Genomic DNA, 14,340 nt, shown 5'->3' on the forward strand with positions numbered 1-14,340 from the left:
TTTGCTTCCTTGGAATAGTTCAATACAAGCGGCTTGTGCCGTAAAAAAATAATAGATGACATGATGGCGGCCTTCTGATGAACCGGCCGCTTGTTTTATTGTTTACATGCGATTATTGACCGCTTACACTTCATCCTCACAATCAATATTTTCATATTTAGATAGATTTCTTCTTGTAATCAATATGCATTGAAGTTCAGGAGTTTTTTTAATCCAATATTTCCCGACATTATATATAGCTGTTTCTAGCCTTTCTTTGAACTCTTCCATGCAATTTAGCAACAACTGACTTTTTAATAGATTCTGTTCAATCTCAATGCATTTCAAATCAACCTGTTTCTTTAAAAAATCGAGGCCTTCTTTTTTCATTACTCGGTTTATTTCTTTAAGCGAAAAATTCATATTTCTGTAACTAAGACACTCAAACAAATCAAACATATTCCATGCATCGTAGTACCTATATTTACTATGCTCTTTTCTTCGAGGCAGAACAATATTTTGTTGTTCATAGAATCGTATTGCCTCAGTGGATAAACCTAACAATTCTGAAACCTGGCCTATCGTTAATTCCATTTTTTAAATCACATCCCTTAAAGTAACTTTAGACTCATTTTAAAATCACTCAGGCTTTATTATTAATGAAGTTAGAAAATTGTAAACGAATGACTTGATAAAGTCTGTAAGAATTTGATGTCTGGGTGTAAGTGATTTGTTCTTTTATGAGTTTAACCGTATCCGACTTAAAGTCGGCTATAATCCTAGGATTAGTCATTCGTTCAAGTTTAAATAGGAAGTAATAAATCGCAAAAGAGTTTGTTGTGAGTAATTTATATGCCATTACAATTAATACCGGAGATATAACAAATTTTTAAATGCTTGTTGATTCAATAGATTGCCAAGTTATATGTCTCTAGAATTTGGAAATATTGTGTAAAATTGGTTTTTCAAGTATTCAACCAACACTTTAGAGTTTTTGTCATTACTTCGATAGCATAAATAAATTTCTTGCTCTGAGTCATCATTGATTATTTTAATAAGATTTCTCAATTTGGAGGCTTGTAAGTAATAAGATATATGGAGTGTATCTCCAATAGACAGGAATGGAGAATTTATCGTAATTTTCTCAAAGTAAGCATATGGATAACTTTGTATGAAATTTAATTTCACTTGTTGTATTTGAGAAATGTAATGTACATATTCATCATGTGCAATACCTTTTGGGTCCTCAGGTGATACTCTAATGAGCTTTTCATTTTCTAATTCTTTCAATCTAATTTCTTTTCTATTTGCATCAGCACTATCATAAGGAGCTGAAACAAACAGCTGGTTTTTCAATAAAAATACTGAAATAATCTCGTTATCTTCAAGTGCATTTCTAATTTTATTGAGATTAAAGTTATCCGTAAAGATCACGTCTGCCTCTTTGTTAAGTAACAAATCTAGAGATTTTTTGAATGAAGTAATTTCTATTTTGATAGATATGTCTGGATACTTTTGAGTGAATCGAAGTAATATTTGGTCGAGCATATTTCCACCTATATTACAAAGCCTTATAGGGTTTGTAATATTTTTTTCAATCGAATTGAAGTATTGGAAGATTAGCTCATAATTATTTAAAATTACGTCAATATGTTCTAATAACTTTTTACCGTTATCGTTCAAATTAATGTTTCTACCATTTCTAATAAACAAATTACAATTAAGCTCCTCCTCAATTTTTCGTAATACTTTGCTGAGTGCGGGGGGAGAGATAAACAATTCTTCTGCTGCTTTTGAGATACTTTCATTTCTTGCGATCACTCGAAACTGCTGCATTTGCAAAATATTCAATTTACTCACCTGCTAAGATAGTATTTTTTTTATTATATCATTGATGTCAAGACATTTTTTAATCCTCTGAAAAGCTTTTAAAATATTATCTTATGAAGTAATGGTAGGGACCGAATATTTCTATTTCTTTAATAGGTTTCGTGAGGAGATGTATTTCTTTGTAATTAAGTAATTCTTTCAAAGTTGTGCCTCTTGTGTTCATTAACCGTTAGGTTAATGATTCATTAATAAAAGATAATGGACGTTTGCAAAACTAAGATTTATTATGAATTTACAAGGAATGATGTATTAAACCAGTTAAAGGGGGGATCTTTATGTGGTGGATTGTATAGAAAAATAAGTTATTGTGTTGTGTGAGAGGTTACTATTAAACCTTTCTAAAGAATGAGAGTTCAACTTAGTGGTGATAGTGACTGCTGTTGATAAACATTTTGCAATTGATTTTTAATTAGTTTTTTTAGAATAGTGTGAAGATTTATCAGTAGATTTACAAATATAGCAGGAATGGGTGATCTAGAGTGAGAGCTGTTGAGAGTAATTTAAAGCAAAAAAAAGAGAGAATCATAAAAACAATACGAAGAGAAGAAACAGATAAAGTTCCTTTCATGGTAATAGCAGATACTTATGTACCAACTTATTTTGGAATAGATATTAATGACGTAAACAGCTACGAAAAAGCTGAAGAGCTTAACATAAAATTTCACGAGGAATTGCAATTTGACGTTGCAGGAGCAATGTATTTCCCAAATAATGTTTTTACAGCACCTTTACTTAAATCACTTGGTGGTGGTTCTCATGTAGTAGTGAATGGGATTAAGCAAATTAACCCGGCTTCGGTTAATATTTTGAGTCCAGAAGAATATCCTCAGTTAATTAAAGATCCTATGAATTATCTTTTAGAAACTGTGTTGCCAAGAAGATTTCAAATTCTTAATATTGAAGACCCAGAAGAAAGATTTGAAAAGATGAAAGAAGTTTTGTCCATCAACTTTGCATTTGGGGAGTATTTTAACTCATATGAAAAAAATGGAATTCCTTTGTTAGCAAGTGCAGCATGGTATTTCAATCCCATAGATTTTATTATGGACGTTTTTAGAAATTTTACAGGAATTAGTTCTGATATACGAAGATGTCCTGAATTATTAAGAGATGCTGGACTTGCCTTGGTGGAAAGCATATTGTCCATGTGTGCGATGACTCCACCAAGTGAAGATAAGGCAATCTTAGTTCCGATGCATCTTCCTGCGTTCATAAAGCCCAAAGACTTTGAAAAGGTTTACATGCCTTCATTTAAAATTTTAACTGAAGGAATCATTGGTCAAGGGCACAATATTCTTATGGCTTTTGAAAAAAATTATACACATCTACACGACCAATTAAACGAATTGCCTAAAAATGGGATAGTAGGATTGTTTGAAGAAGATGACATCAGACTCGTTAAGAAAAATCTTGGGGGTACGATGGCAGTAGCTGGTGGTTTATCGACTAAATTATTGAGATATGGTACAAAAGATGAGTGCATTGACCATGTCAAAAGTTTAATTGATGATTTAGGTCCCGGGGGCGGATACTTTATTGCGAATGATTCACCACTGTGTTTCCCAGGTGACGCAAAACCAGAAAACTTAAAAGCTGTTGCGGACTGCATTAATGATTACGGATATAAAAAATAGAGAGGTGAGATTAATGAGTGAAAAAGTTTCAAACAGAGAAACACTTGAAAGAGTTGCTCGAGAGGTATTGCAATTGACAGACAAAGAACAAATCAATGCGTTTGTTTGTTTAATGGTATATTCCATAGGATTATCATAAAACTTAAAAGTTTGTGCACGTTTAACCTGACATTGCATTACTCGGTGTTTCCGCCCATGATATATTGGAGTCGAATGCCCTTCATTAAAACTGGAGAAGATTTAAGACTAATTACATGATGGATGCTGGGTAAATTTCATCATACTATAATTCGATACCACTAATAATTTTGGTAAAATACTTTCTCCAACATATGAAAATAAACCCTCTAAAGATTAATATTAAGAGGGTTTATTTTCATAAAAAAGAATCTTAAATTGATAAGACAACCCATGCCGGAAAGTCAAATGTTAAACTTAAGCAACTATTTTGTCCCACACCACTCTGTTAATTCAATCTGCCTGAAAAAATAATTTTTAATCTAAATAAATACAAATAGAGGATTCTATCAGGAGATGAAGCATTCACAACAGAAAGTGAATGTCTGAGATATCATTTTTATCGATGAATTCATGAGCAATTTCTATTTCGTTTTTCATGATCATTTCGGGAACTGTAAATATTCTTCCAAATAAAATCAAGATTTTATCGCAATAAGCAAATATTTCTGATCGGGGAATTATACCATTTTGATGTTCTTCCAAAAAATTCAACATAAATTCTCGGCGAATGCCTAAATCTGCAATTCCAGCGTCGGCTAAAGCCTCCTTGCCTAAACCAAGTTTTAGTTCTTCATTCAATTGATGATAAAGTATAAATGGGAGTTGTCCAACGTAGTCTCTAACAGATTCGTTATGCAATACTTCACTGTGAAATCGAATTGTTTTTTCGTTTTGCAGAAAAGATAGATATATTACGAACGTTCCACGTGTAATATATCTTAGAATACCCATGCTCGTATCATATAAATTATCCCTTATATTTTGATTTAAATCTTGGTAAATCTTAGAAACGATGTCTTTCTTTTTTGGAAAGTAATATGTTAGAGTACCACCTTTGATATCGATTTTTTTGCAGATTTCAGTCATTGTAGTTTTTTCATAGCCATTCAAATAAAAAAGATGTTTAGCGGCTTCTACAATTTGGTGTTGTGTCTCAATCCCCTTTGGATATCGAGTTTTTTTCATTTTATGCACCTAGTTTCATATTTATTCTATTCAATTTTATAATAATGTAAAGTAAAAATCAATAGTTAAAAATCTTTAAGTAGCTCAGATTAACGAAATATAGTTTGTACGCCTCTGTAAAGCTGAAATTGTAAAAAAACCGATTGACTCAAAATCGTTAATATAGTAAGATAAAAGAAATCTATAAAACATACAAAAAAACAATATCGTAAAATAAGCTGTATTAAAGAAATAGCCCATTAAGTTGTTCAAGAGATTAACTAAAAATTTGTGGAGGTGCTTATAGAAAAAAATATAAGAAAATAATTCATTTAAGGTTAGGGGATGAAAAACTTTTAAGGAGGGTATTGTTTTGGAGAAGATTAAAAGGGAATTTCAGCTACTAGACATTAAAGGTAATGACACGTTGGTACCGTTTTCAAAGCGAATGGTTATTGCGATTTTTTTAGCTATAGTTCTTGTCTTACTGGGTTCAAAATTGCCTTGGCAAGAATACGGTGAGAAAGCAGGTCTGGCTCTAGGATTTTTTCTTGCTGTTATCGCAGTTCTGATTATTAATCCATGGTCACTGTTAGTATCCTCAATGCTGATGGTTGTAGTAGGATACTGGCTTGAGTTTTGGGATTGGGCTACATTTCAGTCTGTATCGGGTAACTCAATATTCGTAATGATGTTTGCGATGATGATAGTAGCGGCTGGTGCCGAAACAACACCGATTGGTAGAAGAGTTGCATTGATTATTTTAAAAAAGTTAGGAAAAAACCCAATAACTATGGTTGTAACTATTGGGTTGATAACAGCAGTATTATCAGGATTTATTTCTAATACAGCTACTCTCATATTGATGGGGAGTATATGTAATAACTTATTGATTACTATGAACGAAGTTCCTGGAGAATCAAAGCTAGGGAGGGTTTTGTTCACTGTTATTTCAATGGCTTCATTTGTTGGTGGAGCAATTCTAATTAGTTCGTCCCCAGCTGGGAACATGTATGGAATAATGCTATTAGAAGGAGCAACGGGTGGTGAGTTTACAATTACTTATTATCAATGGGCAATTATGGGATCAGTTTCATTCTTAGTAATTTGCATTCCTATGTCTCTGATTTACGTGTGGACAAATAAGTTAAAAAACAATGACGTTAAGGATTCTTTGCCGGAAAAGTTTTATGAAGAACGTCTTAAAGATCTAGGCGGTTTGTCCGGGTCTGAAATCCGGTGGATAATTACGATGATGGGCATGGTCATTGCGATGATCCTAGGAGGCCACGGCACGGTTATTCCTTTGTTTTGTGCGATAATTACGTTGCTACCGATTGTTGGGACGGTTCCAGCTAAAGAGGTATTTAACAGAATCCCTTTGACAATCCTTTTCGTAATATTTTTCTTAAGCGTTTTCGGTTTATTATTCAGCTCAACAGGGCTTTCAAAAGTTTTCTCTATTGTAATTGCACCTGCTTTAAGCGGACTAAATCCTTACTTATTCTCAGTTGTTGCTGCAATATTAATGGGAGTCTTGGTTAATGTATTAGTCAATGGTGCTATTGCTGTGATGGCTTTAGTTATTGGAGTAGCTGCTCCAATTTGTGTTTCGCTAGGTTATAATCCTTCAGTAATACTATTTCCAGCAATCCTCGCTGGGTCAATGTTTTTTGTTCTAATGCTCAATGTTAATATGTTGGTCACTAAAGAATATGGTTGGTGGGACACTAAAGATTCTCTTGTTCCCGGAAGTTTGGTGTTGGTGCTAATCGCATTGGTGTATCCAGCTATAAGCATGTTAGTTGCCCCGCTAATTGGGATGTCAATTTACTTATAATACATTTCGTAAATATTATTTGATCATTATTATATAAGGTTTCGGAAGGATCATTAAAATTTTGCAAGTGAATATGTTGACAATAAATTAAAACTCAACTATAATTACAATATCGTTAATAAGTATAAATATACGAAATCAATAAAATAAGCCAATTAACGAAAATGATAAAAAGGAGAGATCGAATATGAAACAACCCTAAAAATATTTGTTTGAGATTGTTTAAGTAATAAATTAAGTTTAATTACTGTTGCTATTGAAAGAAATAAATATTGCGAAAATTTACACAAAACTTTTTAAGTTGCCATTGAAAGTCGACAAAGCTGTTTAGAATGTAGGTAGCTATTCGCAATAAGAGGGGGAATAAATATATTGTTTAACATCCATTTGCTATCGTTTTATTTGCTAACAAGTATAAACAAATATTAGAGGAGCGATAAAAATGAAAAAAAATCATATCACTACTGTATTAGCCGTTCTGTCGATTTACTTTTTACTTCAAGGGAAAACAGCAGTAAATCCATCTTTACAAAATATAGCCCAATCATTTTCCGAAATTCCTTTTACAACAGTACTTCTTATATCAACATTACCATCAATATTTGTAATTCCGGCTACGATTATTACTGGTCAAATTGCCGGATCTAAGGTCAAGTTTAAGACTTTGCTGATCGTAGCCATTAGTCTATTTATTGTAGCTGGAGTAGCACCCTATTTTTTAAAAAACTTTACTGCGATACTTGTTTCTAGGTGTGTTTTCGGTGTTGGCTTGGGAATGGTATCTCCACTTGCCAGCACGATGGTAGTGAGACTATTTACGGGAAAACAAAGGGCGAATTTGTTGGGGATTGGTGCCGTTATCATGTCAGCAGGTGGTGTCCTGTTTCAGATGGTAGCTGGAATACTTACTACATATAATGTCAGATTTACTTGGCTGACCTATCTACTAGCTGTTCTGACTTTGATACTTGTACTATTCTTCTTACCGGAACCGGAGAATATAACCGAGAATTTAGAAGAGACTAATCAAAAATCTTCTGGAAGATTGCCTAAGAGTGTATTTCTAATTTGTATTGCATTTGCTTTTACAATGCTTTTTGTATATCCATTATTCCTAAATACATCTACGATAATTATAAGTGAAAATCTTGGGAATGCTGCATCTGCAGGTACAGTACTTTCTTTATACACTATCGGGGGTATGGTTGCAGGCTTGATTTTTGGCCAAGTTTCCAAGATTTTAGGTAAACACGTAATTCCTACTGCAGCAGTATTTGCAGCGATGGGATCAGGTATTGTGTTCTTTGGTAATAGCTTATTACTATTATTAGTTGGTAGCTTCTTTATTGGATTTGGTCATACTTTGATATTGCCCGCTATATATATCGAGTTTGGATTGTTAGCATCAGGAAATGGTTTTGCAAAAGCTGCTGGTTGGCTGACGGGCTTAGCGAATATTTCAGCATTTGTATCTGGCTACTATTTAAAATTAATTGCAGAAATCAGTGGAAATGCAAGTCCAAGATTTCCTATGATCATCAGTATATTTGGTTTTCTGATAATTGCGACAATTTGGTGGTTTGTAAAATTGAGTAATAAGTCTGTTAAGCATAATTCTGAAGCTGCATAAAAATGATAATATCATTGCGATATGCTGGGATTAAGAATATTTACTACAAATGGATATAAAACATTGAATACACTACGCATTTATTTAGATGCTATAGAAACAAACGAGGTTTGTGATCAAAATAAAGCAAGAATCTATATAAAAAACTATAAATTGCCAATTAAAAGGGGAAACGAATATTGATTATCATTGGAGAAAAAATCAACGGATCCATTCCTTCAGTGGCAAGAGCCATCGCCGCGAAGGATGCCGATTTCATCCGAAATCTGGCAAAAATTCAAACGGAAGCCGGCGCAACCTTCATTGACGTGTGTGCATCCGTAGACGACGACATCGAACTGGAAACCATGAAATGGTTGATCGACCTGGTACAGGAAGTTACAGACACACCCATCGCCGTAGACAGCCCCAACGAAATGACTTGTCTGGAGTCCATGAAGTTTTGCAACAAGCCAGGTCTTTTCAACTCAGTATCTTTGGAAGGCAAGAAAATTGAAAACGTATTTCCAGTTATAGCTGACACAAAATGGGAGATCGCAGCTCTTTTAAACGACGACACAGGAATACCCCAGACTGCTGAAAAAAGATTGGAAGTCTTTGAAAATCTTATGGCCAAAGCCAAAGAATACAACATCGATCCTTCAAGATTCCACATCGATCCATTGATCGAAATGCTTTGTACATCAGAAGACGGAATCAAAATGGTAGAGACTGTGATTTCTGAAATCAAAAGAATGTACCCAACCATCCATGTTACCGGAGCAGTAAGCAACATTTCCTTTAATCTGCCCGCTAGAAAGATCGTCAACCAGGCCTTTACAGTACTGGCAATGAAAGCGGGACTGGACAGCGCAATACTGGATCCTACAGACAAAAACCTTATGGGAATGATCTACGCAACAGAGTGTATGCTTGGAGAAGATGAGTACTGCATGGAGTACATCGGCGCATACAGAGAAGGCATATTTGGAGTTAAGAAGTAAGTTTTACTATAAACAAAACACTATTAAGAGGAGGAAACATAAATGTCAAAAATTCAAGAAGTAAAGGAAATGGTAGCAAAAGGTAAAACTAAATTGGTAGCAGGTTTGGTTCAAGAGGCACTGGACGAAGGCGCACAGCCAAAAGAAATACTTGACGCAATGATCGAATCAATGGGAGTAGTTGGAGACAAGTTCTCAACAGGCGAAATATTCGTACCTGAGATGCTTATAGCAGCAAAGGCAATGAGCAAGGGTGTAGACGTACTTAAGCCTCTACTTGCAGGAGACTCTTCTTCATCTTTGGGAACATGCGTTATCGGAACAGTAGCTGGAGACCTTCACGATATAGGAAAGAACTTGGTAAGCATGATGCTTGAGAGCGCAGGATTTACAATGATCGACCTTGGAGTAGACGTACCTGCAGAGAAATTTGTAGAAGTTGCAAAAGAGAACAACGCAGTAGTAGTGGCAGCATCGGGCCTTCTTACAACTACAATGCCTGCACTTAAGCAGACTTCATTGGCACTTAAGGAAGCAGGATTCACAGTAATGGTAGGTGGAGCACCTGTAACACCTGAGTACGCAGCAGAGATCAAGGCAGATGGATACGCTCCTGATGCTGGTAGCGCTGTTACCAAGGCAAAAGAACTGATCAAAGCATAACTACAGAAAGACATCGAAATATCAAATTGCTAATGTATTTTATAAAATGTCGACAATGCAGCATAACTAAAAATGATAAAGCTTAAATGAAGAAACATCATAGAATAAGGAGGAAAAAAAATGACAATGACACCAAAAGAACAATGGATCAAATTTTATCAACATGAATACACTAGTGGTAAAACACTACCTGATCTTACAGGATTTCATATGGTCAGCCACGATATGACCGGTTTATGTGATCGTGTTAAAAATACGTTGGATTATGGCAAAGATTGGTTTGGCGTGGAGTGGGTCAAAGACTCTAGTATGGGGGTGGTAATTCCAGATCCTCGAGTAAATTTTATACTAGAGGACGTTTCAGATTGGCAAGAAGTAGTGAAGTTTCCTGATTTAGACAGTTTTGATTTTGAAGCAGCCGCAAAAAATAGTGGTCTGGACCAAGTAGATAGAAGCCAAAAGTTGATATATTTCAGTTTGACCATGGGCCCTTTCGAGCGTCTACATGCTCTTATGGGCTTCGAGCAATCCTTAATGGCGTTGCTCAGCGATCCTGAAGAATGTGACGCATTCTTTACTGCTTTTATGGATTGGCGCTGCAAACTGTTGGATAAGATTAAAAAATATTATAATCCGGATGTGATAATGTATCATGATGATATTGGAACACAGAATGATTTATTCTTTTCACCTGAAACATGGCGTACGCTCATGAAGCCCCACTTGAAGCGGGCAACCGACAAACTTCATGAGTTGGATATTTTTATGGAATACCATAGCTGCGGTAAAATTGAAAGAGTGGTACCTGACTTAGTTGAGATCGGTGTAGACGCATGGCAAGGACAAGATATCAATGATATTATGTCTTTGAAGGATATAACGAACGGCAAGTTGGAATTCCATACAATTTTGGATTTTCAAAAAATACTAACATCTTGTGATTGCGGACTCATTGATATTAGTGATGCTCGTGCGTTTGTTCGTAGCTCTATTGAGTCAAATATGAAAGGCGGTCATTATATGCCTTGGATGCAGCCTTTTGGCGACGAAATTTCTGAAATCATGACACAGGAATTCGTTAAGGTGTCAATGGAGTATGCCGGCCTTCCTGGGGGCCAGCGCAACATTGGGGAGAGCGAGGGAGAAGAAGCACTTTTGAATGTGGTGAACACGATGGCAAGTAGTGCTCTACCTCAGTCCGAAAGAGACCAAGACCGTATAAAATAAGGAATGAACTGCTACCCGTCAATAGGACAATGAAATAAAACAAAAGATTTCGCAACATATCAATGCTGTGTCAACCGAAGATTTGAAATGACTGCTAACGCATACATGGTAGTGTAACAAAATCTGTGTAAAATTTAAAAATCTTCCATGGAAATAATTAATGATATAAAATTAATTATAGAAGTGGAGGATTTTTTTATGAAAAGAAAAAGTAGTGAAATTGCCAAACTTACAAAGCAACTGATGGAAGAAAATGAAATCGATGGAGTTGTGGATCTTCAGAGCATGTTGAAAGAAATGTTAAAGCAAGGTGTTGAAACGCTTTTAGAAGCTGAACTCGATGAAGAACTTGGCTACAATAGATATGACAACAATCTCCATTTCTTGGTGGAGTTCGTCGAGTTCTTTATCGATATCAGATAAGTCACAAAGGTTCTTTTGGGCAAGGCGGCAGTTGTCAATAAGTTCCTGACGGTAGTGTAAGATGGAGTTAAAAGCTGTGACGAATTTTTCTTGTATCTCATCTTCAGTTACGTGGGGAGTAGTGCATTTTGTAGCACCTTTGTATTTGTCGTTACATTGCCAGATGGTCTTACGGTATTTTGTGTTGGAGCTCCAGACTTTGGAGCCAAAGTAGCCTCCGCAATCGGCGCATACCAGCTTAGTAGATATCGGGCTTTGACAAGCACTTGGTCTGCCGAGTTGTTTGCGTCGGGCTATTTCTACTTGTACCGCGTCAAACTCTTCTGGATCAATAATTGCAGGATGGCTATTCTCTACATAATATTGGGGTATCTCGCCTTCGTTGACTTTCATTTTTTTAGTTAGAAAGTCCACAGTGAATTTTTTCTGTAGTAGGGCATCACCTTTGTATTTTTCGTTTTTCAGAATGGAATTTACTGTGGCGGGCAGCCAGCGATCCTTTCCACCAGGGGTGAGGATGGATTGGTCAGTTAGGTATTTGGCGATAGCCGAAGAGGTTTTTCCCTCCATGAACAGTCGGTAAATCAAGCGGATAATTTGAGCTTCACTTTCTACGATTTGTGGTTCACCATCTTCACCTTTTTCGTAACCAAGAAACCGTTTGTAGGGCATGCTGACTTTCCCGTCAGCGAAGCGTTTTCGCTGTCCCCATTGGACATTCGTAGAAATATTTCTTGATTCTTCTTGGAAGAAGTATTATAAATTGATAAAATGCACACACCTGCGTCTAATGTTCAACGATTAGAGGGTAGGGGGTGTGCATTTGTCTTTAGGGTGTGCAACTAAGTGAATTTAAGAGCTGAATTCTGAATAAAACTTCAAAAAATTTATAGAATTTTTTTCTCAATTCCACTAAGAATCCTTCAGATTTTCATTATTTGGATATTCCAACTTGATTCATACTTAATGTTTCTAAACAGGCAACATAAATTGAATAATCCTTAAGTGTTCAGTATCTGATCGAAAACGAGCGAGAAAACAACCATAAATTTCAAAATTAGTAGTCGACATATTTTTCTGAGAATAATTTATCAAAGGTTCCAACAAGTAAGGTATAGAATCTGTGCTATTTGTTTCGATTGTATAAGTAACATATGTTTGCTGGGGGATGAAGAAGGCATTTTCCGGTATCTTTAATCGCATTGCTTCCACATACTTTTGTTGAATTGCTATCCCGCGTTCTATGGTATTATCATTTTTTTGAATTCTTTCGAAATTAGTTTTAAGAATAGGCATAATAAATGGACTGAGAGATTCGTAATTGATCATCGTAGATATCTCAGGTTGATATTCACCCAATTTATCACCTGTGCTTAAACTGGTTGGGATTATAAAAATTGCTGGTAAGTCATCAACAATTATTTGTCCAATATTTAAAGAAGCATGTTTAATAGTTTTGCGGCGATAATGTAACCAGTCCAACAAAACGGTCTTCTCATGGATCGTTTGGCTCAACTCTTGCATTTTGTTGTTCAGCTTATCAGTTAAAATCTCGGACGAATTACTTTCAAATATCAACTTACTTTCCAATAAAGTGAATCCACACTTTTTCAAATTCAAATAATCACTTAAATCGAATATATCCCAATCATCGAACAAACGATAATTATTGTTTTCATCTCTAAATGATTGAAGTAAGCCTTTACTTTCATAATGACGAATAGTTTCAGTAGTCACATCAAATATTTTTGCAAGATCTGATATTTTATATTTCATTGATCACACAAACCTTCATATAGTTTTAATCTTTTAACTTGATAATTTACTCCATTGTATCACAAAAAATATACTTTTTTATATTGAGAATACTATTTACTGATCAAATCGAGAAATAACAGCAGAAAAAAGAAAGTATTAGCTATTTTACAATAAGCAAGCAAATCGTTTGACATTCAACCTATTTGATACATTAGAATTAATATTGTGAAATCGCATAGATTTATAAAAAGATTTAAAAATCAGTTTCGATTAATATTTCTAAGTGTTCTGAAAAACTTGAAATTTTATAATCTATGCAGAGAATTTTCTAACGATTATTTATGTGAGGAGGCGTTAAGCATTATCAAATGTTAGAGATTAAGAAATGTAATGAAATTTATGTATGTTGAAAGCGAGGAAATTTATGATTACACCAAAAGAAAATCTTCAGTTAGTATTTGAACACAAGCAGCCGGAGTTTATGCCACTGAAGGAAGATTTTGATTTATGTTATCCCCATGGTCAAAACTTTATTAATGAAAGGCCAGAAGTCGCAGGAATCAATAAAGACTGGTTTGATCAAAGTTGGACATTTGAGCCGTCAGTGAATGCAGCAAATCCGACTCCTGGGTTTCATTTGTTTTCTGACATTACTACTTGGGAGGATAATATTGTATTTCCAAATTTAGACAAACTTGATTGGGAATATTATGTGAAAAAGGATACTGCAAACTGGGACAGAGATAGAAAAATGAGCTCATTAAGAAATTTATTTGGTATGTTTGAACGATTATTTAGCGTTATGGATTTTACTGATGTGTTGATTGCACTAATGGAAGAGCCAGAGGCATGCAGTGCGTTTTTTAGTGCAGTAGCGGACCATAAGATAAGACTATTTGAAAGAATGATTGATTACTATAACCCAGATATTATCATAATGCATGACGATTATGGAAATCATCAAGGATTGTTCATGCAACCTAGTGTTTGGCGAGCACTGCTGTAACTGGTAAAATAAAGCAGGCCATTTTCAGACATCACGACTAGTCCAGAACTCGCCACAAACTAGGCCAGTTCTGGACACAAACTATGCCACTTTAATCTGAGTGATGATAAACTTTCTGTTGA

Annotated in this window: 14 protein-coding genes; 9 read left to right on the forward strand and 5 right to left on the reverse strand. The window is 35.1% G+C overall.

All coding sequences use genetic code 11. The features are described 5' to 3' along the window. Positions 1–123: 123 nt before the first annotated feature. Both IWB18_RS11640 and IWB18_RS11645 read right to left on the reverse strand, forming a co-directional pair. Positions 124–573 (reverse strand): MerR family transcriptional regulator, encoded by a 450-nt coding sequence (locus IWB18_RS11640; RefSeq protein WP_195683792.1) that lies wholly within the window; start codon positions 571–573, stop codon positions 124–126. 327 nt (positions 574–900) lie between these two features. Further along, complete coding sequence (locus IWB18_RS11645) at positions 901–1,830, reverse strand: LysR family transcriptional regulator (RefSeq protein WP_195683793.1); 930 nt, start codon at positions 1,828–1,830, stop codon at positions 901–903. A gap of 518 nt (positions 1,831–2,348) precedes the next feature. Between IWB18_RS11645 and IWB18_RS12740 the strand changes: the two genes are divergently transcribed. Further along, a complete protein-coding gene (locus IWB18_RS12740; protein WP_195683794.1) occupies positions 2,349–3,503 on the forward strand; it encodes a uroporphyrinogen decarboxylase family protein in 1,155 nt (384 codons plus the stop codon). A gap of 13 nt (positions 3,504–3,516) precedes the next feature. Then, positions 3,517–3,642, forward strand: a complete 126-nt coding sequence (locus IWB18_RS12675; protein ID WP_269747937.1) for a hypothetical protein — start codon at positions 3,517–3,519, stop codon at positions 3,640–3,642. A gap of 404 nt (positions 3,643–4,046) precedes the next feature. Here the strand turns inward: IWB18_RS12675 and IWB18_RS11655 are convergent, their stop codons facing one another. After that, positions 4,047–4,709 (reverse strand): TetR/AcrR family transcriptional regulator, encoded by a 663-nt coding sequence (locus tag IWB18_RS11655; protein WP_195683795.1) that lies wholly within the window; start codon positions 4,707–4,709, stop codon positions 4,047–4,049. A 352-nt stretch (positions 4,710–5,061) separates the two neighbouring features. Between IWB18_RS11655 and IWB18_RS11660 the strand changes: the two genes are divergently transcribed. The 6 genes from IWB18_RS11660 (at position 5,062) to IWB18_RS11685 (ending at position 11,454) form a co-directional block, all read left to right on the forward strand. Continuing rightward, positions 5,062–6,528 carry an SLC13 family permease gene (locus tag IWB18_RS11660; RefSeq protein ID WP_195683796.1) on the forward strand — a complete coding sequence of 489 codons (1,467 nt, stop codon included), beginning with the start codon at positions 5,062–5,064 and terminating at the stop codon, positions 6,526–6,528. A 442-nt stretch (positions 6,529–6,970) separates the two neighbouring features. After that, positions 6,971–8,158 carry an MFS transporter gene (locus IWB18_RS11665; protein WP_195683797.1) on the forward strand — a complete coding sequence of 396 codons (1,188 nt, stop codon included), beginning with the start codon at positions 6,971–6,973 and terminating at the stop codon, positions 8,156–8,158. Positions 8,159–8,337: 179 nt separating this feature from the next. Continuing rightward, positions 8,338–9,141 (forward strand): methyltetrahydrofolate cobalamin methyltransferase, encoded by an 804-nt coding sequence (locus IWB18_RS11670; protein WP_195683798.1) that lies wholly within the window; start codon positions 8,338–8,340, stop codon positions 9,139–9,141. A gap of 42 nt (positions 9,142–9,183) precedes the next feature. Beyond that, positions 9,184–9,804 (forward strand): corrinoid protein, encoded by a 621-nt coding sequence (locus IWB18_RS11675; RefSeq protein WP_195683799.1) that lies wholly within the window; start codon positions 9,184–9,186, stop codon positions 9,802–9,804. A 120-nt stretch (positions 9,805–9,924) separates the two neighbouring features. Next, a complete protein-coding gene (locus tag IWB18_RS11680; RefSeq protein WP_195683800.1) occupies positions 9,925–11,031 on the forward strand; it encodes a uroporphyrinogen decarboxylase family protein in 1,107 nt (368 codons plus the stop codon). Positions 11,032–11,229: 198 nt separating this feature from the next. After that, positions 11,230–11,454: a hypothetical protein gene (locus IWB18_RS11685; RefSeq protein WP_195683801.1), complete on the forward strand. Its 225-nt coding sequence runs from the start codon at positions 11,230–11,232 to the stop codon at positions 11,452–11,454. Here IWB18_RS11685 and IWB18_RS11690 read toward each other — a convergent pair. Continuing rightward, positions 11,356–12,126, reverse strand: coding sequence for a recombinase family protein (locus IWB18_RS11690; RefSeq protein ID WP_195683802.1), 771 nt, complete (start codon positions 12,124–12,126; stop codon positions 11,356–11,358). The two genes, IWB18_RS11685 and IWB18_RS11690, sit on opposite strands and share 99 nt — an antisense overlap. A gap of 300 nt (positions 12,127–12,426) precedes the next feature. Continuing rightward, a complete protein-coding gene (locus tag IWB18_RS11695; protein WP_195683803.1) occupies positions 12,427–13,230 on the reverse strand; it encodes a MerR family transcriptional regulator in 804 nt (267 codons plus the stop codon). A gap of 406 nt (positions 13,231–13,636) precedes the next feature. Here IWB18_RS11695 and IWB18_RS11700 point away from each other — a divergent pair, with 406 nt between their 5' ends. Next, a complete protein-coding gene (locus IWB18_RS11700) occupies positions 13,637–14,218 on the forward strand; it encodes a uroporphyrinogen decarboxylase/cobalamine-independent methonine synthase family protein (protein WP_195683804.1) in 582 nt (193 codons plus the stop codon). The last annotated feature ends 122 nt before the right edge of the window (positions 14,219–14,340 follow it).

The sequence above is a fragment of the Alkalibacter mobilis genome (assembly GCF_015594845.1).
Lineage (GTDB): Bacteria > Bacillota > Clostridia > Eubacteriales > Alkalibacteraceae > Alkalibacter > Alkalibacter mobilis.

What these genes read in the sequence shown, in the direction of transcription:
- IWB18_RS12675 (WP_269747937.1), top strand. Translation starts at nt 3,517, where the DNA reads ATGAGTGAAAAAGTTTCAAACAGAGAAACACTTGAAAGAGTTGCTCGA.
- IWB18_RS11690 (WP_195683802.1), bottom strand. Translation starts at nt 12,126, where the DNA reads ATGCCCTACAAACGGTTTCTTGGTTACGAAAAAGGTGAAGATGGTGAA.
- IWB18_RS11640 (WP_195683792.1), bottom strand. Translation starts at nt 573, where the DNA reads ATGGAATTAACGATAGGCCAGGTTTCAGAATTGTTAGGTTTATCCACT.
- IWB18_RS11680 (WP_195683800.1), top strand. Translation starts at nt 9,925, where the DNA reads ATGACAATGACACCAAAAGAACAATGGATCAAATTTTATCAACATGAA.
- IWB18_RS11655 (WP_195683795.1), bottom strand. Translation starts at nt 4,709, where the DNA reads ATGAAAAAAACTCGATATCCAAAGGGGATTGAGACACAACACCAAATT.
- IWB18_RS11695 (WP_195683803.1), bottom strand. Translation starts at nt 13,230, where the DNA reads ATGAAATATAAAATATCAGATCTTGCAAAAATATTTGATGTGACTACT.
- IWB18_RS11675 (WP_195683799.1), top strand. Translation starts at nt 9,184, where the DNA reads ATGTCAAAAATTCAAGAAGTAAAGGAAATGGTAGCAAAAGGTAAAACT.
- IWB18_RS11685 (WP_195683801.1), top strand. Translation starts at nt 11,230, where the DNA reads ATGAAAAGAAAAAGTAGTGAAATTGCCAAACTTACAAAGCAACTGATG.
- IWB18_RS11665 (WP_195683797.1), top strand. Translation starts at nt 6,971, where the DNA reads ATGAAAAAAAATCATATCACTACTGTATTAGCCGTTCTGTCGATTTAC.
- IWB18_RS11700 (WP_195683804.1), top strand. Translation starts at nt 13,637, where the DNA reads ATGATTACACCAAAAGAAAATCTTCAGTTAGTATTTGAACACAAGCAG.